This window comes from Cycloclasticus sp. PY97N, from assembly GCF_002443175.1.
In the GTDB taxonomy this organism is placed as follows: domain Bacteria; phylum Pseudomonadota; class Gammaproteobacteria; order Methylococcales; family Cycloclasticaceae; genus Cycloclasticus; species Cycloclasticus pugetii.
Genome location: NZ_CP023664.1, coordinates 2,137,065 through 2,158,571, shown reverse-complemented (window position 1 = coordinate 2,158,571; position 21,507 = coordinate 2,137,065). Strand labels below are relative to the sequence as shown.

The 21,507-nt window shown below is 41.1% G+C and carries 23 protein-coding genes; 18 read left to right on the top strand and 5 right to left on the bottom strand.

What is annotated here, in order from left to right; genetic code table 11:
- From CPC19_RS10420 to CPC19_RS10385, 8 genes are all read left to right on the top strand, one after another.
- Window positions 1-663: an NADH:ubiquinone reductase (Na(+)-transporting) subunit D gene (locus CPC19_RS10420; protein WP_015005338.1), complete on the top strand. Its 663-nt coding sequence runs from the start codon at window positions 1-3 to the stop codon at window positions 661-663.
- Window positions 663-1,271 (top strand): NADH:ubiquinone reductase (Na(+)-transporting) subunit E, encoded by a 609-nt coding sequence (nqrE, locus tag CPC19_RS10415; RefSeq protein ID WP_015005339.1) that lies wholly within the window; start codon window positions 663-665, stop codon window positions 1,269-1,271. The genes CPC19_RS10420 and nqrE overlap by 1 nt, the downstream gene beginning before the upstream one ends.
- A gap of 13 nt (window positions 1,272-1,284) precedes the next feature.
- Window positions 1,285-2,508 (top strand): NADH:ubiquinone reductase (Na(+)-transporting) subunit F, encoded by a 1,224-nt coding sequence (nqrF, locus tag CPC19_RS10410; RefSeq protein ID WP_015005340.1) that lies wholly within the window; start codon window positions 1,285-1,287, stop codon window positions 2,506-2,508.
- Window positions 2,509-3,561, top strand: a complete 1,053-nt coding sequence (locus tag CPC19_RS10405) for an FAD:protein FMN transferase (protein ID WP_016389820.1) — start codon at window positions 2,509-2,511, stop codon at window positions 3,559-3,561.
- A complete protein-coding gene (nqrM, locus tag CPC19_RS10400) occupies window positions 3,558-3,755 on the top strand; it encodes a (Na+)-NQR maturation NqrM (RefSeq protein ID WP_016389819.1) in 198 nt (65 codons plus the stop codon). Before CPC19_RS10405 ends, nqrM begins: the two co-directional genes overlap by 4 nt.
- Before the next feature lie 39 nt (window positions 3,756-3,794).
- The gene (locus tag CPC19_RS10395; RefSeq protein WP_015005343.1) at window positions 3,795-4,196 is read left to right on the top strand and encodes a CBS domain-containing protein; all 402 of its coding nucleotides are present in this window, start codon (window positions 3,795-3,797) and stop codon (window positions 4,194-4,196) included.
- A 3-nt stretch (window positions 4,197-4,199) separates the two neighbouring features.
- Complete coding sequence (gene sbcB / locus CPC19_RS10390; protein WP_016389817.1) at window positions 4,200-5,645, top strand: exodeoxyribonuclease I; 1,446 nt, start codon at window positions 4,200-4,202, stop codon at window positions 5,643-5,645.
- Window positions 5,646-5,816: 171 nt separating this feature from the next.
- Window positions 5,817-6,101, top strand: a complete 285-nt coding sequence (locus CPC19_RS10385) for a hypothetical protein (RefSeq protein WP_015005345.1) — start codon at window positions 5,817-5,819, stop codon at window positions 6,099-6,101.
- Window positions 6,102-6,259: 158 nt separating this feature from the next.
- Here the strand turns inward: CPC19_RS10385 and CPC19_RS10380 are convergent, their stop codons facing one another.
- On the bottom strand, window positions 6,260-8,005 hold the full coding sequence (locus CPC19_RS10380; RefSeq protein ID WP_016389815.1) for an ABC transporter ATP-binding protein: 1,746 nt from the start codon (window positions 8,003-8,005) through the stop codon (window positions 6,260-6,262).
- A 257-nt stretch (window positions 8,006-8,262) separates the two neighbouring features.
- On the opposite strand from CPC19_RS10380, the gene CPC19_RS10375 reads away from it, so the two are divergent.
- The 7 genes from CPC19_RS10375 (at window position 8,263) to trxC (ending at window position 13,227) form a co-directional block, all read left to right on the top strand.
- Window positions 8,263-8,781: a YhcB family protein gene (locus CPC19_RS10375; protein ID WP_016389814.1), complete on the top strand. Its 519-nt coding sequence runs from the start codon at window positions 8,263-8,265 to the stop codon at window positions 8,779-8,781.
- A gap of 78 nt (window positions 8,782-8,859) precedes the next feature.
- Window positions 8,860-9,795 (top strand): DMT family transporter, encoded by a 936-nt coding sequence (locus CPC19_RS10370; RefSeq protein WP_016389813.1) that lies wholly within the window; start codon window positions 8,860-8,862, stop codon window positions 9,793-9,795.
- Window positions 9,796-9,948: 153 nt separating this feature from the next.
- Window positions 9,949-11,148 carry an enoyl-ACP reductase FabV gene (gene fabV, locus CPC19_RS10365; protein ID WP_016389811.1) on the top strand — a complete coding sequence of 400 codons (1,200 nt, stop codon included), beginning with the start codon at window positions 9,949-9,951 and terminating at the stop codon, window positions 11,146-11,148.
- Between the two features lie 39 nt (window positions 11,149-11,187).
- Window positions 11,188-11,982 carry a division plane positioning ATPase MipZ gene (locus CPC19_RS10360; RefSeq protein ID WP_016389810.1) on the top strand — a complete coding sequence of 265 codons (795 nt, stop codon included), beginning with the start codon at window positions 11,188-11,190 and terminating at the stop codon, window positions 11,980-11,982.
- Complete coding sequence (locus tag CPC19_RS10355; RefSeq protein ID WP_015005351.1) at window positions 11,979-12,491, top strand: SprT-like domain-containing protein; 513 nt, start codon at window positions 11,979-11,981, stop codon at window positions 12,489-12,491. Before CPC19_RS10360 ends, CPC19_RS10355 begins: the two co-directional genes overlap by 4 nt.
- Entirely contained in the window at window positions 12,488-12,730 is a 243-nt protein-coding gene (locus CPC19_RS10350; RefSeq protein WP_015005352.1) for a GIY-YIG nuclease family protein, read from the top strand. The genes CPC19_RS10355 and CPC19_RS10350 overlap by 4 nt, the downstream gene beginning before the upstream one ends.
- 59 nt (window positions 12,731-12,789) lie before the next feature.
- Window positions 12,790-13,227 (top strand): thioredoxin TrxC, encoded by a 438-nt coding sequence (gene trxC, locus CPC19_RS10345; protein ID WP_015005353.1) that lies wholly within the window; start codon window positions 12,790-12,792, stop codon window positions 13,225-13,227.
- An 86-nt stretch (window positions 13,228-13,313) separates the two neighbouring features.
- On the opposite strand, the gene hslO is transcribed toward trxC, so the two are convergent.
- The gene (gene hslO, locus CPC19_RS10340) at window positions 13,314-14,186 is read right to left on the bottom strand and encodes an Hsp33 family molecular chaperone HslO (RefSeq protein WP_026362569.1); all 873 of its coding nucleotides are present in this window, start codon (window positions 14,184-14,186) and stop codon (window positions 13,314-13,316) included.
- 119 nt (window positions 14,187-14,305) lie between these two features.
- Between hslO and msrA the strand changes: the two genes are divergently transcribed.
- Complete coding sequence (gene msrA, locus CPC19_RS10335) at window positions 14,306-14,932, top strand: peptide-methionine (S)-S-oxide reductase MsrA (protein ID WP_015005355.1); 627 nt, start codon at window positions 14,306-14,308, stop codon at window positions 14,930-14,932.
- A 10-nt stretch (window positions 14,933-14,942) separates the two neighbouring features.
- On the opposite strand, the gene CPC19_RS10330 is transcribed toward msrA, so the two are convergent.
- The 3 genes from CPC19_RS10330 to CPC19_RS10320 form a co-directional block, all read right to left on the bottom strand.
- A complete protein-coding gene (locus CPC19_RS10330) occupies window positions 14,943-16,280 on the bottom strand; it encodes a diguanylate cyclase domain-containing protein (RefSeq protein ID WP_016389807.1) in 1,338 nt (445 codons plus the stop codon).
- Between the two features lie 118 nt (window positions 16,281-16,398).
- The gene (gene ung / locus CPC19_RS10325) at window positions 16,399-17,094 is read right to left on the bottom strand and encodes a uracil-DNA glycosylase (protein ID WP_015005357.1); all 696 of its coding nucleotides are present in this window, start codon (window positions 17,092-17,094) and stop codon (window positions 16,399-16,401) included.
- A gap of 4 nt (window positions 17,095-17,098) precedes the next feature.
- Window positions 17,099-18,145: an ADP-ribosylglycohydrolase family protein gene (locus tag CPC19_RS10320; RefSeq protein WP_016389805.1), complete on the bottom strand. Its 1,047-nt coding sequence runs from the start codon at window positions 18,143-18,145 to the stop codon at window positions 17,099-17,101.
- A gap of 96 nt (window positions 18,146-18,241) precedes the next feature.
- Between CPC19_RS10320 and ttcA the strand changes: the two genes are divergently transcribed.
- Complete coding sequence (gene ttcA / locus CPC19_RS10315) at window positions 18,242-19,105, top strand: tRNA 2-thiocytidine(32) synthetase TtcA (protein ID WP_016389804.1); 864 nt, start codon at window positions 18,242-18,244, stop codon at window positions 19,103-19,105.
- Window positions 19,105-21,504 carry a glycerol-3-phosphate 1-O-acyltransferase PlsB gene (gene plsB / locus CPC19_RS10310; RefSeq protein WP_016389803.1) on the top strand — a complete coding sequence of 800 codons (2,400 nt, stop codon included), beginning with the start codon at window positions 19,105-19,107 and terminating at the stop codon, window positions 21,502-21,504. Before ttcA ends, plsB begins: the two co-directional genes overlap by 1 nt.
- Window positions 21,505-21,507 lie beyond the last annotated feature (3 nt).

Here is a 21,507-nt window from a genome sequence, read left to right as displayed (position 1 = left end):
ATGAATAAAGAAACTCAAAAAATTATATTAGACCCATTAGTTGATAATAACCCTATCGGCTTACAGGTTTTAGGGGTTTGTTCAGCGCTAGCTGTAACAACAAACCTTGGGACGGCACTCGTTATGTCATTAGCCCTGACATCAGTGACAGCGTTTTCGAATCTATCAATTAGTATGATTCGTAATCATGTTCCTAGTGCAATCCGTATTATTGTTCAAATGACGATTATTGCATCGCTGGTTATTGTTGTTGACCAAGTGTTGAAAGCCTATGTTTATGATTTAAGTAAGCAGCTGTCTGTATTTGTTGGGTTGATTATTACTAACTGTATTGTGATGGGACGTGCAGAAGCATTTGCAATGAAAAACCCACCAGGACTTAGTTTTTTAGATGGTATAGGAAATGGTCTGGGTTATTCGCTTGTTCTAATGTTTGTAGGTACATTTCGTGAGCTCCTGGGCTCAGGAAAATTATTTGGTATAGAAATCCTATCAACTGTAAATGATGGGGGTTGGTACGTACCTAATGGTTTAATGTTATTACCACCGAGTGCATTTTTTATCATAGGTTTAATGATCTGGGGTGTTCGTTCATTACGTCCTGCACAAGTTGAAAAGGCAGAATTTAAAATCAAAGAAGTTAACGGAACGGAGGTTGCGTAATGGAAGCTTATATAAGTTTATTTGTTAAAGCGGTTTTCGTAGAAAACTTGGCGTTATCTTTCTTCCTTGGGATGTGTACGTTCTTAGCTGTTTCTAAGAAGGTTTCTACCGCCATGGGTTTAGGTGTTGCCGTGATTTTGGTGCAAACGTTAACAATGCCACTGAATAACATTTTATACCAAGGTTTACTTAAAGAAGGTGCGCTTGAGTGGTTAGGGCTACCAGAAGTTGATTTAAACTTTTTAGGATTAATTGTTTATATTGGCGTTATTGCGGCGGTCGTTCAAATTCTTGAAATGGCGATGGATAAGTTTGCACCAGCACTCTATAACGCACTGGGTGTGTTTTTGCCGTTAATTACCGTGAACTGTGCGATTCTAGGTGGTTCATTGTTTATGGTAGAGCGAGATTATAATTTAGGCGAAAGTTTAGTCTTTGGCTTTGGCAGTGGCTTAGGCTGGGCACTAGCGATTACAGCCATTGCAGGAATAAGAGAAAAGCTAAAATATTCAGATGTACCTGATGGCTTACGTGGATTAGGGATTACCTTTATCACAGCAGGCTTAATGGCGATGGGCTTTATGGCATTCTCTGGTATTCAACTGTAATTAGGAACTCAGTATGTTAGAAATTGGTTTAGGTATAACGTTTTTTACCGGTATTGTCTTAATCCTGGTGATGATTATTTTGGCGGCAAAGTCAAAATTAGTAGCGCATGGTAATGTCAAAATATTAATTAACGGTGAAAAAGAAGTAGAGGCACCTGTGGGTGGCAAATTGCTAGGCGCATTAGCAGATGCTCAATTATTCGTTCCTTCAGCGTGTGGAGGCGGGGGCACTTGTGGCCAATGTAAGGTGCGTGTTCAAGAAGGTGGTGGCTCAATGTTACCAACCGAAGGTGCTCACATTAATAAAGGTCAGCAACGTGATGGCGAACGCTTATCGTGTCAGTTAACGGTTAAACATGACATGAAAATTACAGTGCCAGAAGAAGTGTTTGGTGTTAAGAAGTGGAAATGTAAAGTTAAATCAAACCATAACGTAGCGACATTCATTAAAGAACTGGTTCTTGAATTGCCTGAAGGTGAAGATGTTGGCTTCCGTGCGGGTGGTTATATTCAAATTGAATGTCCACCGCATGTTGTAGATTATAAAGACTTTGACGTTGAAGAAGAATATAGAGCCGATTGGGATCACTTCAATATTTGGCGTTATAAATCTGAAGTTGATGAAGAGGTATTAAGAGCATATTCAATGGCTAATTATCCTGAAGAAGAAGGGATAATAATGTTAAATGTTCGTATCGCTTCACCAGCACCTAATGCGCCAGAAGGCACCCCACCTGGGAAAATGTCTTCTTATATCTTTAACCTTAAGCCGGGCGATGAAGTTACGATATCTGGCCCTTATGGTGAGTTTTTCGCCAAAGAGACAAAGTCCGAAATGGTCTTCATAGGTGGTGGTGCAGGTATGGCGCCGATGAGGTCGCATATTTTTGATCAACTACGTCGGATTAAAACAGATCGAAAAATATCATTCTGGTATGGTTCTCGAAGCCTAAAAGAAATGTTCTATGTGGAAGATTTCGATATGCTGGCGAAAGAAAACGATAATTTTGAGTGGCACGTTGCTTTATCAGATCCACAGCCTGAAGATAATTGGGATGGTTTGACAGGTTTTATTCATGAAGTTTTATTTGAAGAATACTTAAAAAATCATCCAGCACCTGAAGATTGTGAGTTTTACATGTGTGGGCCACCAATGATGAACGCAGCGGTGATTAAAATGCTTCAAGACCTTGGTGTTGAAGATGAAAATATCATGCTCGATGACTTTGGTGGATAATTGAGTTTACTTAAGCACCCCGCTAAAAATGTAATATTTTTAGCGGGTTTTTTAATATTTCTCAGCTTACTTAATGGTTGCGATTCGCAGCATAAATCAGCGTTTACATTAAGTGGCGAAACGATGGGTACGACCTATCACATAACTATTGCAGCAGATCAATTAAATGAAACGCAAGAGTCATTAAAAAAAGCAATAGACTCACGCTTAGTTGAAATTAATCAGTCATTCTCGACGTATATTGGTTCCTCGGAAGTGTCTGTTTTTAACGACTCTAAGGGCCAGCAGTGGCACAAAAAATCTAAAGAGTTTATAAATGTTTTAGCACACGCTCAACAGATAAGTGATATTACTGAGGGTGCATATGATATTACTGTCGGACCTTTAGTGAACCTATGGGGTTTTGGCCCGACATTTAATGTCGATGAGATACCAACTGAAGTTCAGATCAAGGAAGTCCTAGCTAGTGTGGGCTATCAAAATATTGCTTATAACCTAGACACGCTTGAGATTAAAAAGTTAAACGATAAGGTGTATATCGACTTTTCGTCTATTGCTAAAGGCTATGCTGTCGATGAAATTGCAGAACTTATTGAGTTAAGAGGCTATAGCAACTTTATGGTCGAGATTGGCGGAGAAATGCGATTACGCGGTAAAAACGCACAAAATACCTTATGGCGTATAGCAATTGAAAAGCCAGACTCAAAAAATCGTTCAATCCATCGCGTACTTAAGGTAAGCGATACGGCTATTGCTACCTCAGGTGATTATAGGAATTTTTTCGAGAAAGATGGTGTTCGTTTTTCTCACACTATTAATCCCACAAATGGCCAACCCGTTCAGCATAAATTGGCCTCAGTTACTGTGCTGGCAGAAAATAGTATGAAAGCAGATGCTTGGGCAACAGCTTTTATGGTATTAGGTCATAAAAAGGGGTACGATTTGGCTGTGTACAATAGATTAGCTGTTTTATTTCTGGTGAAGGATGGTGATGGCATTAGAGAAATAGCAACACCAGAATTTACCTTAATGACCCAGGGGTTATCATCATGAATATATTTTTAGTAACGTTTTTAGTTTTCATGCTAGTAGTGATATTCATGTCCGTTGGTGTGATCTTTAGCAATCGCAAAATCAAAGGCAGTTGTGGTGGTCTTAATAACATTGATGGGCTAGAAGGTGATTGCGCTCTTTGTAGTAAAAAAACCTGTGATAAAAAGAAAAAGATGGAAAAGTTAAACGCTTAGTCATTCTTACAATAAGTTTATAGGATATAAGGGGAGTAGATGTTTAAGTCAGTATTAATAAAAGACTACATGGCCACTAATTTAACGACCTTCACGCCAGGACTGGAAATTTCCCAGGCGATTAAGTATTTAAATACGCATAAAATATCTGGCGCACCGGTGGTGGATGAGCGCGGCACACTGGTAGGAATGTTGTCCGAAAAGGACTGTCTTCAAGTGGCATTACAGTCAACCTACTATGAAGACTGGGTGGGTGGTGTCGTGTCAGAGTATATGACTGAAGAATTAGAGACAGTGCCAGATACGGCCAGTATTGTAGACGTTGCTGAGAAATTTTTAAAATCATCATTTAAACGTTACCCAGTACTCGATGAAGACGGCGAATTGGTTGGTCAAATTAGCCGGAGTGATGTACTTAGAGCACTGGATGAACTTTGGTAAGCTTTGTCTGAAACATACTACTGGTACGATTACGAAACAACGGGCATTGATCCTGCTAGAGATCGTGTGGTCCAGTTTGCGGGTATACGTACGGATTTAAACTTTAATCCAGTTGCAAAGCCCGATGTTTTTTATTGTAAATTGCATGATGATATCTTGCCTCACCCAGAAGCCTGTCTAATTACTGGAATTACACCACAACATGCAATCAGGGAAGGTTTATTAGAAAGCGAATTTATTAAGCGAGTGCACCGCGAGTTTAGTACGCCTCAAACATGTGTCGTTGGATACAACAGTATTCGATTTGATGATGAATTTACAAGGCACCTTTTATATAGAAATTTTTTCGATCCTTATGCCCGTGAATGGAAGTCTGGCAACTCACGTTGGGATTTAATAGACCTAGTTCGATTGACACATGCTCTTAGACCAGATGGAATTAATTGGCCACAACGTGAAGATGGCGCGGCTAGTTTTAAATTAGAAGAGCTGACTAAAGCGAATGGTATCTTGCATGAGGCCGCACATGATGCCTTATCAGATGTATATGCCACTATTGAATTAGCAAAGCTTATTAAGCAACAACAACCTAGAATTTATAGTTGGGGCTTATCACTGCGAAATAAGAAAAAAGCCGCGGAAAACCTTGACCTGATACACAATACCGCTGTAATACATGTGTCGAGTAAATACCCTGCCGCACAAGATTGTTTAGCAGTCGTTGTCCCCATTGCTGCTCACCCAGTGAATAAAAATGGAGTGCTGGTTTTTGATCTATCTGCTGACCCAACAGAGCTTATTGACTTAACAGCTGAAGAAATCCACCAGCGATTATACACACCTACGGCTGAATTAAATGAAGGACAGAAGCGCCTGCCTCTTAAGACCGTTCATATTAATAAATCACCAATGTTGGCACCTTTAAGTACCCTGACTACAGAGGTCAAAAATAAATTAAATATTGATTTACTGCGGTGCGAAGAAAATAGGCAAAAAATACTCGGTGCGGGTATTGAAAAAAAACTGGCAGAAGTTTTCTCTATTAATACATTCGAAAGCGCTACAGACCCAGATCTAATGCTATATAGTGGCGGTTTTTTTAGCCCTATAGATGTGCAAAATATGACGCAAATACGTGCTTGTCCAATAGATAAATTGGCAGAGTTATCGTTGCCATTTGAGGATGAGCGTTTAGAAGAAATGTTGTTTCGTTATAGAGCAAGAAATTACCCGGAAACTCTTAACGAGGTGGAAAAAACGCAATGGCAAGCATATCGCCACGATTGTTTTATTAAAGAACATAATGATGGACGTTTAACCTTAAAAGCATATTTTGAACGGCTTGATGAGTTAGTGGTTGAGGGTGATTGGAGTGAAGAACAGCAAGTGCTACTAGAAGAATTAATTGATTACGGTGAAGCAGTTGCCGACAGTTTGGTATCAGACTAAATTTTTATTCATTGGCTTTAGTCGCTAACAAACGTGGCCGGACTGCAAACAACTTGAAGGTATCATGAAAAAAGATTAAAGGTGTTGGTAGAATGTCTTCGATAAACCTTATCCCAAGCGTTAAATCATAATTGGTTTAGCGTTAACGATTAACAAAGCGCAGGAAATAGCATGGCAGAAACAGTAGAAGAGCTAACCGTTAGTTATACAGATGGCGGTATTGAAACAGTAAAAGAACTTGATAAAGTCGTTCTTTCAAAGGGTGCATGGGCGACCGTTATATACAAGCATCAAGACTGGAATCGTACAAAAGAAGAGTATGGCCCTGATAAATATACCATTCGTCGTTATCAAAAGCGTAATGGTGAGTACCAGCAGAAATCAAAATTCAATATATCGAGCGCTGCCCAAGCGGAAGGTATTATTGCGGCATTACAAGGTTGGATAAAAGAATAAGCAAGCCCTGTTAGTAGCAAGGGGACTTGAAAGCTTGTTAATAATCAAAGCCAGATAAACACCATTGAGTGCTTATCTGGCTTTTTTGTTATATCACACTGTATTGTTTTTCATGTTTAAAGAAAAATAGGACGAGCAAATACTTAGTGAGAGTTAGTTTAATGCTGCTTTTCACCGTAAAGCTTAGCGTATAAGCCCTGTTGTTCAATAAGTTTGTTGTGATGGCCTTGTTCGCTAATAATGCCGTCTTCAAAAACATACACATGTTGGGCCTGTTTTATGGCACTTAAGCGATGGGCAATAATGATTGTGGTGCGGTCCTTTAAGAAAGACCGCATTGATTTATGTAATTGAAACTCAGTTTCGCTATCCAGCGCTGAGGTTGCTTCATCCAGAATAACGACCTTAGGTTGGCTAAGGATCATTCGAGCAATGGCTAGCCGCTGACGCTGTCCACCGGATAAACGTACGCCTTGTTGACCGATCAATGTGTCCAGTTGCTGAGGTAATTGTTGTATGGTTTGTTGGAGTTGTGCAATAGACAGTGCGTGCCACAGCTCATTATCATTTAAAGAACGCCCCATTGTTAAGTTGTCACGTATAGAAGCATTAAATAATACGGGGTGCTGAAGTACGGTTGATACATTGTTACGAATGGTATCAAAACCTATCTGAGTGACCGGAATATTATCAAAATAAATCATCCCGTCACTGATAGGGTATAAACCAAGTAGAGCCTGCACTAATGTAGATTTGCCGCCACCACTAGCGCCAACCAAAGCAATTTGATCGCCTGACTTAATATCCAGTGTGATGCCATTAAGAATGTTTTTGTGACGACCATACGAAAAATGAATGTTTTTCATTTGAATAGACACAGAGTGTTTATTTTTAAAGGGGTTAACTGTATGTGGATAACGAGGCTCATCTTTTAAAGTAATGAGGGAGTTTATCCGCTCGAGGGCGGCGTTTGCGGAGAAGAAACTTAATTGAACGTGCAGTATTTCTTGGACTGGACCCATCATAAACCACAGGTAGCCAAAAACGGCGAGCATCTGGCCGATACTTAGGTCGGCATAGACGACCATGAACATTGCAAGAGCTCGAAAGATATCAAAACCGAATAAAAAAACCATAAAACCAAGACGGTTTGCAGTGTCACTCTTCCAAGAATAACTACTGGCGCGAGTTCTGATAGTGTTGGCTTTTCCAATCAATAGGGTTGTGTAATGTTTGCTTCGGTTATGAGCGCGAATTTCTCTTATCGCATTTAAGGTTTCAATAAGGGATTGTTGGAAGTCTTCAAAAGCCAAGTTTTCGTTAGCTTTTAAATGTTTGACCCGTTTGGCAAAAATGGTGGTGAAATAGATGACTGCAGGGTTGAGAAAAAGAATAAAGAGGGCAAGCTGCCAGTGCATCCAAAGCAGAACAATCGAGGTTCCAAGAACAGTAAGAATGGCCACTAACAGCTTACTTGTTGTACTGCCAATAAACTGGTCAACGGTTTCAATGTCAGTAATAAAATGACTGCTAATGGTTCCACTACCAACGGTTTCAAACTCGGTCATTGAGATAAAAGGTAAACGTTGTAATAAATGCCGACGAATTTGAAAAGTGATTTCTTTAGCGGTCAGAGTAAATAGACGGCTTTGTAAAACGTTAAAAAAAAGTGAGATAGCCCTTAATAAAAGTGTTAATACTAATAAGGCGAGAATATATAAGATAGGCCCGTGCCAAACAGTAGGTGTTATTTGTTGGATTGTTTGTACGGCAACACCGGGCTGTTTAAGTAAAACCTCATCGACTAATAATGGCATTAGAAGGGGCACAGGAACACTCGCTAAAACAGCGATCATGGCCATAATATTTGCTTTTATTAAAGAGGCTCGATGCTTTTTTGCCATGCTCAGCAAAGTTTGCCATCGGTAAGTATTATGGAAATGAAAATCTTCGTTTAGGTTAGTCAAAGTGAGCCTTATATCAAAGTATTTAACGGTTAAATGAATATTCTAATGGATAGGCCAATTGATGTTGAGCCAATTGCTTAGTCGTTAAATAAGCGCTTAAGTTATTAGCCCACCTATAGGCGTTGTGAGATAGAATAAAAATTGTAATGAAGGTCTTTTAAGTGAAGTGGAATATTTGCCAGGAGTTAAGTTAAATGAGTATTGAGTTATTGTTGGGCGTTGTAATAGGTACAGTTTTTGGTTTTTTCTTATCCTTGCTATTTAAAAAAGGAAAAGATGGCAGTTCAAAAATTAAAGCGCTAGAAGCTGAACACGAAGCATATCGCAAACAAGTCGATAATCATTTTGTTAATACAGCTGTCCTGTTTAAAGGCTTAACAGACCAATATCGAGATGTTTATCGACATATAGCGAACGGAGCAGGTGAGTTATGTTCTGATGAAGCAAAAGCACTTCAGGTCGATCTAGAGGAAACAGCTTTGCTTGCTATCCCAAATGAAGAGCTTGAAGTAGCACAGGAAGAAGGGCCGGTTATATCAAAAACAACGACGAGAAAAGAAGAGCCTCTTGAAGAAGACAGCGAGAAAGTAACTGAGATGGATGCACCTGAAAGTAACCCAACAGATGAGGATGATATTCCGCTGGCTAGCGAGGTGGAAATGTCTGCTGACATTGTTGAAGAAATTAAAAATCAGGCCAATAAAAAAAGCTAATGATGCCTGTCTTGTTGGTGCTGTAGCTCACCTAGATGTTAATCGGTTGTTAAGGGTGAAAGAAAAAGGTTATTTGCTTTGTCCAATGCTATAAAAGCCGACATTTTGTTGGTGCTGGTAACAATATTAGCGGCTATCAGTTGGATTTTTTCAAAAGAGGCAGTTTTGTTAATGCCTCCTCTTTTATTTATATGTTCGCGCTTTTTATTAGCTGGTTTGTTATTGCTGATAGTGGGTTTTAACCAATTGAGTGTCTTAAGTTGGAATCAGTACCGACAAGCTATTATCGTCGGGTTTATCTTTGCTTTAGGAATGTGTTTTTGGGTAATGGGGCTTCATTCCGGTGTTAGTTTGAGCGTAGCGAGCTTTATCACAAGTTCGGCGGTTATTTTTTCACCTATTATTTCAAAAATATTTTTTGCTGAGAAGGTGCCTTCTACTACATGGTATGCAATCCCCTTTGCCTTAGTGGGCCTAGCTTTCTTGTCCCTATCTGGAGAATTTGAGATACAAAAAGGGCAATTACTCTTTATTGTATCGGCGCTTTTTGTGGCCCTGTTTTTTGTATTGAATTCTCGAGCAGCTAATCATCGTGAAATAGTTGTATTAGGTGAGGTCACCCGGGTTAGTAAAAGAGTCCCAGCATTGCCATTAACGGCGATAGCCTTGGTAACTGTTGGTGTGTTAGTGGGTATGTTGTCCTTTATCACGGAGGGTTGGCTAGAGGCGGCAGAAGGGTTTTCAAGCACATTGCTGGCTTGGGTATTGGCAAGCGCATTTATTGGCACGGCGCTACGTTTTTTTATGCAGACCCATGCGCAAAGCCTGTCAAGCAACAGTCATGGCGTGGTTATTATGATTGTGGAACCAATTTGGACAGCGCTTATGGCAGCCGCTTGGTTTGGAGAAAGCCTATCAGAAAAAGAGTTGATCGGTTGTGTATTAGTTTTTATCTCCATCATTATTATTCGTTGGACATTGATACAGAGATTGTTGAAACGTGCGTCAGCGTGAATAAGCTAGGTTCTGTTTCTGCTAAGCCGTTCTTTAGTCGTAGAAGGAATATAAAGTAGCTGATAGCAATATGAAGATGATTCATTGAGAGCTATAAAATATTACGTTATCCCTTTAAAATAGCGGCTTTATTTTAATTAAATGGACAAGGGTATGATCATTAAACCAAAAACTCGTGGCTTTATCTGTACAACAGCACACCCTGTTGGTTGCGCTGAGAATGTCAACGCGCAAATTAAGCTGACACAACAACAAGGTCCGGTCAAAGATGGGCCTAAAAAAGTGCTGGTTATCGGGTCTTCAAGTGGTTATGGTCTGGCCTCTAGAATTACGGCAGCTTTTGGCTCGGGTGCTGCAACTATCGGTGTTTTTTTTGAAAAACCCGGTAGTGAGAAAAAGCCCGGCTCTGCAGGCTGGTATAACACGGCTGCATTTGATGCTGAAGCAAAAAAAGCAGGTTTGTATGCGAAGCATATTAATGGCGATGCTTTTTCAAATGAAGCGAAGCAAAAAACCATTGAGCTGATTAAAGAAGATTTAGGTGAGATAGACTTAGTTGTTTATTCACTGGCTTCTCCTGTCCGTAAAGTTCCGGGTGCCGACCAGCTGACGCGGTCATGCTTAAAACCCATTGGTGAAACATATCGGTCAACCGCGATTGATACAAATAAAGATACTATCATTGAGGCAGAAGTTGAGCCTGCAACTGAGCAAGAAATCAAAGACACTGTGACTGTCATGGGTGGGGAAGACTGGGAGCTGTGGATGGATGCGCTGAGTCAAGCTGGCGTGCTCGCAAAAGGCTGTCAGTCGGTTGCTTATAGTTATATTGGAACTGCCATTACGTGGCCCATTTATTGGGACGGAGCATTAGGTAAAGCCAAAATGGATTTGGACCGTGCAGCAAAAGCAATTGATGCGAAACTTAAACAGCTTAATGGTAGTGCGCATGTCGCCGTATTAAAATCGGTGGTAACGCAAGCCAGTTCTGCTATTCCAGTGATGCCGTTGTATATTTCAATGGTGTTTAAGGTGATGAAGGAAGCAGGTATTCATGAAGGTTGTATCGAACAAATAAACCGCCTTTTTAGAACGCAATTGTTTAATGTCGGAGCAGAAAAGAATTTAGATGATGCTAATCGCTTACGTTTAGATGATTGGGAGCTACGTGACGACATTCAACAACAATGTGTTGATATTTGGCCAACGGTAACAACAGAAAATTTATTTGAATTAACAGATTATGCGAGTTACAAAAAAGAATTTCTTAATCTATTTGGTTTTGAATTAGCAGCAGTTAATTACGATGAAGATGTCAATCCGCTAGTAGAGTTTGAATTAGAAACACTCTAGTTATTGTCTTACAGGATGCTTTGATTAGGCAAAAATTTTATGGATAAAAAAGACGCGCACATCATTGTAGTCGGTAATGAAAAAGGGGGGACAGGTAAGTCCACCCTTGCCATGCACATCATTGTTGGTTTACTCGATAAGACTAAAAAAGTAGCGGTTATCGATTTAGATGCACGGCAAAAAAGTGTAGCGAGATATTTGCAAAACAGGCAAACGTTTATGGCAAATGGTGGAACCAAAGTTGCTATGCCAGCGTTTAAAGTAGTTGGTCAATCGACGGCTAGTTTAGTTAAAGACAGGGAAGTCGAAGATCAACAGAGTTTGCAAGAGGGGCTTGATGAATTCAAACGTGATGTCGATTTTATTGTTATTGATTGCCCAGGAAATGACACCTACTTGTCACGTTTGGCGCATGCCTTGGCAGACACCTTAGTTACGCCTTTGAATGATAGCTTTATAGACTTGGATTTATTGGGTGAGGTATCGGCGGATTCCTTTCAAGTTAAAAAACTTAGTTTTTATACGGAAATGGTTTGGGATAGCCGAAAGTTTCGCTCAGCGAGTGGTAAACCGCCGATGGATTGGGTGGTGGTTCGAACGAGACTGGCATCGCTAGATTCAAGAAATAACAAACGTGTACACAGTGCCTTGGAATCATTACAAAAGCGAATTATGTTTCGTTATGTGCCCGGCTTATATGAACGCGTTATTTATAAGGAACTGTTTCCAAATGGTCTGACGGTATTGGATCTCGAAAAGGTTAATAGTTTATCTCATGTCGCGGCAAGGCAAGAAGTTCGTTCGTTAGTTGATAGCCTTAACGTGGTGGAATGATCGCTCAGCTGACTGCAGAACAGGAGCAGCTGGTTATTGATGAAACCGCTCGATATATACAATTGGCGAACAGCTTATTGAGTACGGATTATCAAGTTATTCCAGTTAAATTTGATCTGACCGGTCACACGATTGGCATGTATAAAAGATCTCGTGAGCAAATATTAATCCGTTATAACGCGCTTATATTTTCAAAATATTTCAAACAAAATCTTCAGCAAACTGTGCCACATGAGGTTGCGCACTATATTATTGATAAACAGTTTAGTAAGAAAAAAGTGTTACCACATGGGCCAGAGTGGCGAGCTATGATGCAACAGTTTGGCGCTAAAGCGAGCCGAACAGCGCAATATGATTTGAGTGATATCCCTAAGCGACGATATTCAACAGTCCCTTATCGCTGCGATTGCCAAACGCATCAATTAGGTGTTCGTCGGCATAATAAAGTTGTTCAGCGCAAAACTAACTATTTTTGTCGCCAGTGTGGCGAGCTTCTTAAGGCTGTATGAGCTGGTTTGTCTACATTATTGAAGCCAGCGATAGTAGCTTGTATACAGGAATAACAACGGATTTAGACCGTCGTTTTCAGCAGCATGCGACGGGGCAAGGTGCGAAATATTTTAAAGGTCGCCGACCTGTTAAATTTGTCTATAGCGAGAAGGTGGATAATAGAAGCAGGGCTAGTATTCGAGAGGCAAGCATTAAAAAATTAACGAGGCTGCAAAAGCTGCAGTTAATCAAGCCTTGAATGATGCTGAGTTTGGCCCCATATTTTATTCTATTAAAAACTTTATTAACGCTTAGCCTATGACTGATTCAATAAAAGTAGTTTGCACATCCTGTGATGTGGTTAATAAGCTGCCGAGTGATAAATTAACTGCTGGTGGGCGTTGTGGTCAGTGTAAGAAAAAGTTATTTGCTGGCAAATATGTCACCCTAAAAGCTTCCAATGCGCAACGCCATTTTGAACAAAATGATCTTCCAGTTGTAATAGATTGCTGGGCAGGGTGGTGTGGTCCATGTCGGTCTTTTGCGCCGACATTTGATCAGGCAATAAAAAAGCTAGAACCCAAAGCGAGATTTGCTAAGTTGGATACAGAGCATGAGCAACGGTTAGCCGCTCGTTTTAATATTCGAAGTATTCCGACCTTATTAGTGATGAAAAATGGAAAAGAGCTTGCTAGGCAAGCAGGCGTCATGAATTTATCACAATTTGAGCAGTGGCTGAAACCTTATATTTCTTAGCGCGAGACTGGTAATTTATAGGGCGATTGAGCTCTTTTAGGGGGTCTTTGTTTGCTGTATTAGTTTAGCTCAGGTGAGTGCCAATGTTAATGGAGCACCGTTGGGCCACTGGTTTTGCCGGTGGAAAATAGCTGTTCGATATCAATGGCGTCAAAATGATAATGCTGATTGCAAAAATCACAGTGTGTGTCGACAGCACCTTTTTCTTCAAGTAATGAGACTAATTCTGCATGCCCGACTGTTAATAAGCCCGCTTCAATCTTTTCTCTAGAGCAACTGCATTTAAACTGTATCGCTTGTGGCTCGTAAAGTGTGACGCTTTCTTCGTGGAAAAGGCGGTGAATAATGTCCTCAGCTGTTAACTCAAGCAACTCATTGCTTGTGATGGTGTCTGCTAACATTTCTACGCGCTCCCAATCAGCTTGTTCGCCGTTATGTGCGGGTAACTCTTGTAGCAAAAAGCCAACGGCTTTGTCGCCATTTACGGCAAACCATAGGCGTGTTTTAAGCTGCTCAGATTGCTTAAAGTAAGACTCTAGTGCATCGGATAGGGCGTTGCCTTCCAAATTAACAATTCCCTGATAAGGTTTGCCCATAGTTGGTTTAAGCGTAAGAACTAGTCGAGCATCAGCAAATAAGTCTGTCAGGTTTCCGGGCTTCACATCGCCATCCCAATGGGCTAAGCCGCGCACGTTTTGACGGTCACTTGCTTGAGCCACCAGCATGCTAATCGGTCCGTTCCCTTGAATCTGCAGAATTAATGAACCATCAAATTTCAATGTAGCAGATAAGAGCAGCGAGGCGGCAAGCGCTTGCCCTAATTGTTCAGCGACACTGGTAGGGTAGTTGTGTAAGGCTAATGCAGCTTGAAAACTGGCATCTAACGAGACAATTTCACCCCGTACGCCTAGTTCTTTAAAAAGAAATCGAAAGAGTTGGTCTTTATTTTCGTTTGACATAGTAGAGCTGCTCGCCTGTGCTGTTTTATCTAAAAATAGAGCCAACATTATATGACGGAATGCCCAATAACGGCGGCCAAGGCGTTATTTTCTTTATTGTATGAGGTAAGATATAAAACATGTTTGATAAAAAACTTATATTGCCTACAAAAGATCAAGCCTTGCCGGGTCGTACCGAATCGATGCCTGTGCCAAGGGAGCATTTTGTTTATTCTGGTCATGTTTTGGTCCCGCCTTTCCCTGATGGCCATAAAACAGCCTTGTTTGGTTTAGGCTGCTTTTGGGGCGCAGAACGTAAATTCTGGCAATTGGAGGGGGTATATTCAACAGCAGTCGGTTATGCAGGGGGCTACACCGCTAACCCAACATATGAAGAAGTATGTTCTGGGCAAACCGGCCATAATGAAGTTGTGTTAGTTGTGTATGACCCAACAGTTATTTCCTATGACAGTTTGCTAAAGGTATTTTGGCAGTCGCATGATCCGACGCAGGGGATGCGTCAAGGAAACGATAGAGGTACGCAATACCGCTCAGGTATTTATTATGCGACAAACGCAGAAGCGACATTGGCCAAGCAATCTAAAGAGTTATTTGAGCAGAAACTTAAAGCTGCTGGGTTAGGTGATATTACAACGGAAATTTTGCCAGAGCCTAGCTTTTATTATGCTGAGCATTATCATCAACAATATTTAGCGAAGAACCCGGGTGGTTACTGTGGCTTAGGTGGAACAGGCGTTACATTTTAAAATACACGCCTTAATAAATTCGATTTCTGCCTTGTTCCTTTGCTTTGTATAAAGATTCGTCCGCCATTTTAATAAGGGTGTCGACTGTTTGCCCTGTGCTGGGAATGCAAGTGCCTATGCCTATGCTAATGGTGACATAATCAGCGGCAGTGTTACCAGAATGCTCCCAATGTAAATCAAAAACGGCTTTGCGAACACGTTCGGCTATGACTTGAGCACCATTTTTGTCAGTGTTGGGCAAAATGATGGTGAATTCTTCACCGCCATAACGAGCAGATAGGTCAGAAGGGCGAAAACATTGGCCAGAAATAACCGAAGCGACGGCTTTTAAACAATCGTCTCCTGTTTGGTGACCATAGATATCATTAAATTGCTTGAAGCAGTCAATGTCTATAAACAATAGTGATATAGGTGTTTGATTTCGTTCTGCTAAATTCCAATCACCTTGAAGCCTTTGATCAAATGATCGTCTATTGGCGAGCCCTGTTAGTCCATCATATTGAGCAAGGCGTTCGAGCTTTTCTTGTGCTAATTTTGCTTCTGTCATATTTCGAAGTGATTCAACGACAGCGACTAAATCGCCAGCCTCGTTGTATATTGGCGCTGCATCAATTGCTAGATAAAAATGCCCAGGGACTTTGGGTATCTGACACCAATTTTCAACTCTAAGCCGGTGTTCGTTAACCGCATCGTCGATTTGTAGAGAATAAAGCTCCGCGATTTTATCTGTATTATTCTTTAATAATAAGTCGGCTAAGCAATCTCGTTTTTCATCATAAAAAGCCTGCCAATGATTCTTTGTGCCGATCATGTTTTCAGCCTTACAATTAGTGAGTTGTTCGCAGGCTCTATTCCAAATTAAAACCTCTCCATCTGCATCTAAGGCAAAAGTAGGGGTGACATGATCTTGCATGAGTCGATTAAGGTTTTCTTGCGCAAGCTTTTGTTCGGTGATGTCTCTGATGGTCTCAACAACAGCAATCAGTTTGCCTTTTTCATTATAGATGGCGCCAGCATCAACGGCTAAATAGAAGTGGCCAGGAACATTAGGTATTTGACACCAATTTTGAGCATGGACGCCGAAGTGGTTGTTGTCTGAGTGATAAGAGTATAGGGCTTTGAGTTTATCGACGTTACCGTTGACCAGCAAGTCAGCTAAACAGTCTCTTTTATGATCATAAAAAGCTTGCCAATGGCGGTTAGTGCCGAGCACTTGGTCGGCTTTAACATTGGTTAAGCGTTCACAGGCTTTATTCCATATCAGCACTTTGCCATTAGCGTCGAGTACAAACGCGGGGGTTACCAATTGACTCATCAGTGGTTCAAGTAGCTGATCTTTGTTTAACATTTTTAATGCCTTATTGTTTTTATTGAAAGTTAGAGAAGCATTAGCATTTTAAAAAATAAATACGCTTTTATAAATGCTAGCAGATAATGTTTTTTTGTTGATGGTTTGTGGGTTGGTATTAACTAACAGGTGCCGCTAGTTTTGGCAATTCCCAATGAATAGGGGGGATATTATGTTGTTGCAGGTAATGGTTGGTTTGACTAAAGTGCCGACAACCTAAAAAACCACGGTGGGCTGATAATGGTGACGGGTGTGGGGCTTTTAAAACAAGGTGCTGCTGCTCATCGATGAAAGCCCCTTTTTTTTGTGCGTAATTGCCCCAAAGTAGAAACACAACGTGTTCGTTTTGTTCAGCAACCGTATGAATGATTTTGTCTGTAAATGTTTCCCAGCCTTTTCCTTGGTGAGCGTTAGGCTTGTCGTACTCAACGGTGAGGACACTATTTAGTAATAAAACACCTTGTTTTGCCCAGCTCTCTAAACAGCCATGTAAGGCATAAGGAATACCTAAGTCGGCGTGTAATTCCTTATAAATATTTAACAGTGATGGTGGTATTTTGACATCTGGCTGAACCGAAAAGCACAGACCGTGTGCTTGGTGCGGCTGATGATAGGGGTCTTGGCCCAAGATAACAACTTTTACGTCGTTTAAAGGGCAGGCCTCCAATGCGTGAAACCAGTTGGCAGAATGAGGGTAGATAGTTTTGCCATCGTTTTTTTCTATGCGCAGAAACTCCTTAAGGACTAGCATATACGGTTGGTTTAGCTCGTCATCTAAAAAAGGTTTCCAGCTGGGTGCATTAGTAAGTGCCATCGGTTTAGTGTATTAGGGCCGCTAATTTTTCTGCTCTATTAAGCAATTTGTCTGAGTCTTCCAGCCCATCAATAAAGCGTTTTGGAATGTTTTGAATGCCTACCTGTGCCCCAACAAGGGCACCGGTTAACATGGCTCGCGCCATATTTTGCCCACCACCGTTTATGGCGTGTAAGACGGCACTTTCAAAATCATCTGAATAACGCGCAGCTAAGTAATAACAGGCTGGGAATTGATGGTAAACAGCACATGGCATACCATAGACAATAGAGACTTTCCATGCAGGTTGAATTAGGTTTTCGTGCGCAGCGCGAGCAATACTCGATGGGGTTAGTAAAGCATCTGGCGATGCAAACGTGCCAGCCCCCGACGGTTTGCTCCCCGGTATGCTCATTGCGTGAAAGGGAAGCTGGTGATCGGCAACTAATTGCATTAATTTACTAGATAAATCTTCATCTAGTGGGTGCCCTTGGACTAACATACCAAGGACAGCAGAATAAGCAACGGTCATGGCATTAATGGTTTCGTCACACTGGGTGAGCAGTGTATTGCTTGATACGTTACGAGCTAATTCTTGTGGTTTTGTTGCATAACGTACCGCTAAGGCCAAGACCCTTTCAGCGGCTTCAGTGTTATCGGTGAAGCCAGCTACTTCACCCCAAGGCTTATTATGTTGCGTGCGCAATACCCAAGCTTCACGGATGGATTGGCTAGTAAAACCACCGGGGCCGACATTGGCGGTTCCATCAAGTTCCGGAAACAATTCAGTATCTAGGCGTCGACAAAAATCTTCTTCGTTGTACTCTCCATCAGTGAGTATAGAGTCAATCTGCATATTTAAGATCAGCCCCGACTGTGATTGCTGGCCAGCTTTCATGCCGGCGTGATAACGGTCTGGTTGAGGATCTGTGTAGTCGTTTATCCAGTCGCCATAGAGTCGATATTGCTCATTAAGATCATAAAACCAATGCGGACCTAGACCTAAGGCATCGCCGATATATGCGCCCATAATGGCACCCATCGCACGATCTTGAAGATTAATAGTAGACATATATAAGACCTGTTGTTGTTTTTTATTGTTATAGCACTTTGCAAGCAGACATGCATCTACTTAAAGCGTGTGGATATTCTCTGTTAAAATGCGCAAATGAGCACACTAGATAAAACTAAAACACGCTATAACAAACTTCAAAAACGTTTGAGACGCGAAATGGGGCAAGCGATTGCCGATTATAATATGGTGGAAGACGGTGACCGGATTATGGTCTGTTTGTCCGGCGGTAAAGACTCTTATACGATGCTGGATATTCTGCTTAATTTGCGTAATAGTGCACCCATTAATTTTGAAATATTGGCAGTTAATCTTGATCAAAAACAACCCGGTTTCCCCGAGCATGTTTTGCCTGAGTATTTACAATCGATAGGCGTGCCATACCATGTGATTGAACAAGATACGTATAGCGTTGTAACCCGTGTTATTCCCGAAGGTAAAACGACTTGTGGCTTATGTTCAAGAATGCGTAGAGGGGCCTTGTATGCGTACGCGGAAGATAATGGTTTTAATAAAATTGCCTTGGGACATCACCGTGATGACATTATTGAAACGTTTTTTCTGAATATGTTTTATGGTGGTCAATTAAAGGCAATGCCCGCAAAACTTAAAAGTGATAATGCTAAGCATATTGTTATTCGCCCCTTAGCTTACTCAAGAGAGAAGGATATCGCTGAGTTTGCCGAGCTTAAGGGCTACCCGATTATTCCGTGTAACTTATGTGGTTCACAAGAAAATTTACAGCGCGTACAAATGAAGAATATGTTGACTCAATGGGATAAAGATTTTCCTGGTAGAGTGGAAACTATTTTCAATAGTATGAAAAATATAAAGCCTTCACAACTGTTGGATAGGCAGTTGTTTGACTTTGAAACCTTGTCGCAAACCACAGAAGCTAAAGTAACAAATGAGTTTCAACCGGTTATTTTTCCAGCCATGTCAGCAAGTAAACAATCGTGATGGGTCCTTTTTTGCTGCGTTGGTTGTTATCTTTTTGGGTTAAAGCAACAGTATTGCCGAAAGGTGAAAAATGGCTGGCATCACTTAAAAATCAAAAGGTTTGTTATGTCACCTTCAGTGATGCTTGTTCAAAACAAATTGTGCTGGAACAAACTTGTAAGAATCTGGGCCTGCCGCTGCCTTCCAATGGCATAGAAGTAGAGTCAGCGGTCGAGTCTGAGGCGCTATTTTCATTAGAAAGCCTAAAAGAACGTAAAGCAGATCCTGCACCAGCACGCTTGGCTAGATTAATCGATGCAGCACAATCCTCCAATGACGATATTTTAATCGTTCCGGTTTCCATTTTTTGGGGCCGTGGTCCTCGAAAATCAGATGGTTTTTGGAGCAGTTTATTTACCGATGAGGGGGTTAAATCTAATCTTCTTTCACGAGCGCTTTCAATATTATTCAATGGGCGTACTACGCTATTACGGTTTGGCGACCCGGTTTCGTTAAAGCAGCTTAATGCGGGGAAACCAAGTGTACCCTATACCACTAGAAAACTAACACGTGTGTTGCGGGTGCACTTTGCTAGAACGCGTCTAATCACGATTGGCCCTGACCAACTATCACCCAAGAAAATAGCGGAAGATTTACTGAAAACCCAAATTGTTCAGCAAGCTATACAGCGGGAAATAAAGCGCAAGAAGTTATCGAAAAATGAGGCAGAAAAACAAGCGAAAGCGTATGCCATTGAAATTGCTGCGGTGATTAATATTCGGGCGGCTATGGTGCTTGAAAAGGTACTAGGTTGGCTGTGGAATAAACTGTACGATGGTATTGTTTTGCACCATTTTGCCCGTGTTGAGCGATTGTCACGTAAACATCAGATCATTTACGTACCAAGCCATCAAAGTCATATGGATTATTTGGTCTTATCTTATACCTTGTATACCCGTGGTTTGGCCGTACCACATGTCGCGGCAGGTATTAACTTGAATATACCAATTGCTGGGCCATGGATTAGGCGTTGTGGTGCTTTTTTCTTGCGTAGAACGTTCAAAGGAAATGTTTTATATGGCTCGGTATTTGAGGCGTATATGGGGTATTTAGCTAATCGTGGTACGGCGGTTGAGTATTTTGTCGAAGGGGGACGCAGCCGAACGGGGCGTAAACTCAAAGCAAAACCAGGCTTGTTAGCGATGAGTGTTCGAAGTTACCTTAGAGATCATAAACGGTCGGTTGTCTTTATTCCGGTTAATTTTGCGTATGAAAAACTGGTTGAAGGTGAAACATATGTTAATGAATTAAGCGGCAAGCCGAAAAAGTCTGAATCAGTTATGGGGGTATTACGTTCATTTAAAGCCTTAAAAGATCACTTTGGCCAAGTACATGTGAATTTTGGTTCGCCTATTTATTTAGATAAATTAATTGAAGCGGAACGGCCGCAGTGGCGTCGAGAGGATTGTGCTGATAATAAAGAACTGGTTAATGCAGTTGTCAGTAAATTAGGTACACAGATTATGTCTGGTATTAATGAAGCAACGCATGTTAATTGCGTAGGCTTATTGGCGATGGCCTTGTTAAACACGCCAGAGCAGTCGATGAGTGAAGCAGACTTAATGACACAATTGGACTTATACTTGGCTTTACTTGACGCAGCGCCCTATTCAAAAGACGTCACACGTATTGAATTAAACGCCAAAGAAATTATTGCCTATGGTGAAGAGTTTGGCATTGTTAAAAGAGGTGTTGGCGAGTCAGGTGAACGCTTGTATGTAGAAGGTAGCGATGCTGTTTTGATGACATATTTTAGAAACAATATCGTGCACTTATTTGTCCTACCTTCCTTTGTTGCTTGTTGCTTCTTAAGCCATCAGTCGTTAAAAAAGAAACAAGTTGTTCATTGGTTTAGGTTGGTGTATCCCTTCTTGAAAGATGAGCTTTCTATGCATTGGACTAATAGACAAATTACGTACACAGCAAATAAGGTGATTGCTTGTTTGGTTGACCAAGGCTTAATCAACCAATCGGCGGACACATTTTCGGTGAATAAAAGTCATCACCAAACAATCGGCTTTTTATCACGTGGGGTGCTATTGAGTTTGGAGCGTTTCTATTTAACGGTGTTATTGTTGAAGAAGAATGGGGTAGGCCACTTTACGCGTTTTGAGCTTGAAAAAAACTGTGGCGAAACAGCACAAAGGCTTTCTGAACTTAATGGCCTAAATTCCCCAGAGTTTTTCGATAAAGTGTTATTTAAAGGCTTTATTGAAATGCTTTATAACCAAGGTATTATTTGGCTGAACGATAACGGAAAGTTAATGTACGGTGAGGTGCTTGATTCAATTGTTGACGATGCCGGTTTGGTAATGAGTCAGCAAGTGCGTAAAAATGTTCACGGTTTAGTCGAAGCATAATTT

Coding starts and splice junctions, on each gene's coding strand:
- nqrE (WP_015005339.1), top strand. CDS start 663: ATGGAAGCTTATATAAGTTTATTTGTTAAAGCGGTTTTCGTAGAAAAC.
- CPC19_RS10395 (WP_015005343.1), top strand. CDS start 3,795: ATGTTTAAGTCAGTATTAATAAAAGACTACATGGCCACTAATTTAACG.
- fabV (WP_016389811.1), top strand. CDS start 9,949: ATGATCATTAAACCAAAAACTCGTGGCTTTATCTGTACAACAGCACAC.
- ttcA (WP_016389804.1), top strand. CDS start 18,242: ATGAGCACACTAGATAAAACTAAAACACGCTATAACAAACTTCAAAAA.
- CPC19_RS10360 (WP_016389810.1), top strand. CDS start 11,188: ATGGATAAAAAAGACGCGCACATCATTGTAGTCGGTAATGAAAAAGGG.
- CPC19_RS10380 (WP_016389815.1), bottom strand. CDS start 8,005: ATGGCAAAAAAGCATCGAGCCTCTTTAATAAAAGCAAATATTATGGCC.
- CPC19_RS10375 (WP_016389814.1), top strand. CDS start 8,263: ATGAGTATTGAGTTATTGTTGGGCGTTGTAATAGGTACAGTTTTTGGT.
- trxC (WP_015005353.1), top strand. CDS start 12,790: ATGACTGATTCAATAAAAGTAGTTTGCACATCCTGTGATGTGGTTAAT.
- CPC19_RS10420 (WP_015005338.1), top strand. CDS start 1: ATGAATAAAGAAACTCAAAAAATTATATTAGACCCATTAGTTGATAAT.
- CPC19_RS10350 (WP_015005352.1), top strand. CDS start 12,488: ATGAGCTGGTTTGTCTACATTATTGAAGCCAGCGATAGTAGCTTGTAT.
- ung (WP_015005357.1), bottom strand. CDS start 17,094: ATGGCACTTACTAATGCACCCAGCTGGAAACCTTTTTTAGATGACGAG.
- CPC19_RS10385 (WP_015005345.1), top strand. CDS start 5,817: ATGGCAGAAACAGTAGAAGAGCTAACCGTTAGTTATACAGATGGCGGT.
- CPC19_RS10355 (WP_015005351.1), top strand. CDS start 11,979: ATGATCGCTCAGCTGACTGCAGAACAGGAGCAGCTGGTTATTGATGAA.
- CPC19_RS10320 (WP_016389805.1), bottom strand. CDS start 18,145: ATGTCTACTATTAATCTTCAAGATCGTGCGATGGGTGCCATTATGGGC.
- msrA (WP_015005355.1), top strand. CDS start 14,306: ATGTTTGATAAAAAACTTATATTGCCTACAAAAGATCAAGCCTTGCCG.
- CPC19_RS10330 (WP_016389807.1), bottom strand. CDS start 16,280: ATGTTAAACAAAGATCAGCTACTTGAACCACTGATGAGTCAATTGGTA.
- nqrM (WP_016389819.1), top strand. CDS start 3,558: ATGAATATATTTTTAGTAACGTTTTTAGTTTTCATGCTAGTAGTGATA.
- hslO (WP_026362569.1), bottom strand. CDS start 14,186: ATGTCAAACGAAAATAAAGACCAACTCTTTCGATTTCTTTTTAAAGAA.
- nqrF (WP_015005340.1), top strand. CDS start 1,285: ATGTTAGAAATTGGTTTAGGTATAACGTTTTTTACCGGTATTGTCTTA.
- plsB (WP_016389803.1), top strand. CDS start 19,105: ATGGGTCCTTTTTTGCTGCGTTGGTTGTTATCTTTTTGGGTTAAAGCA.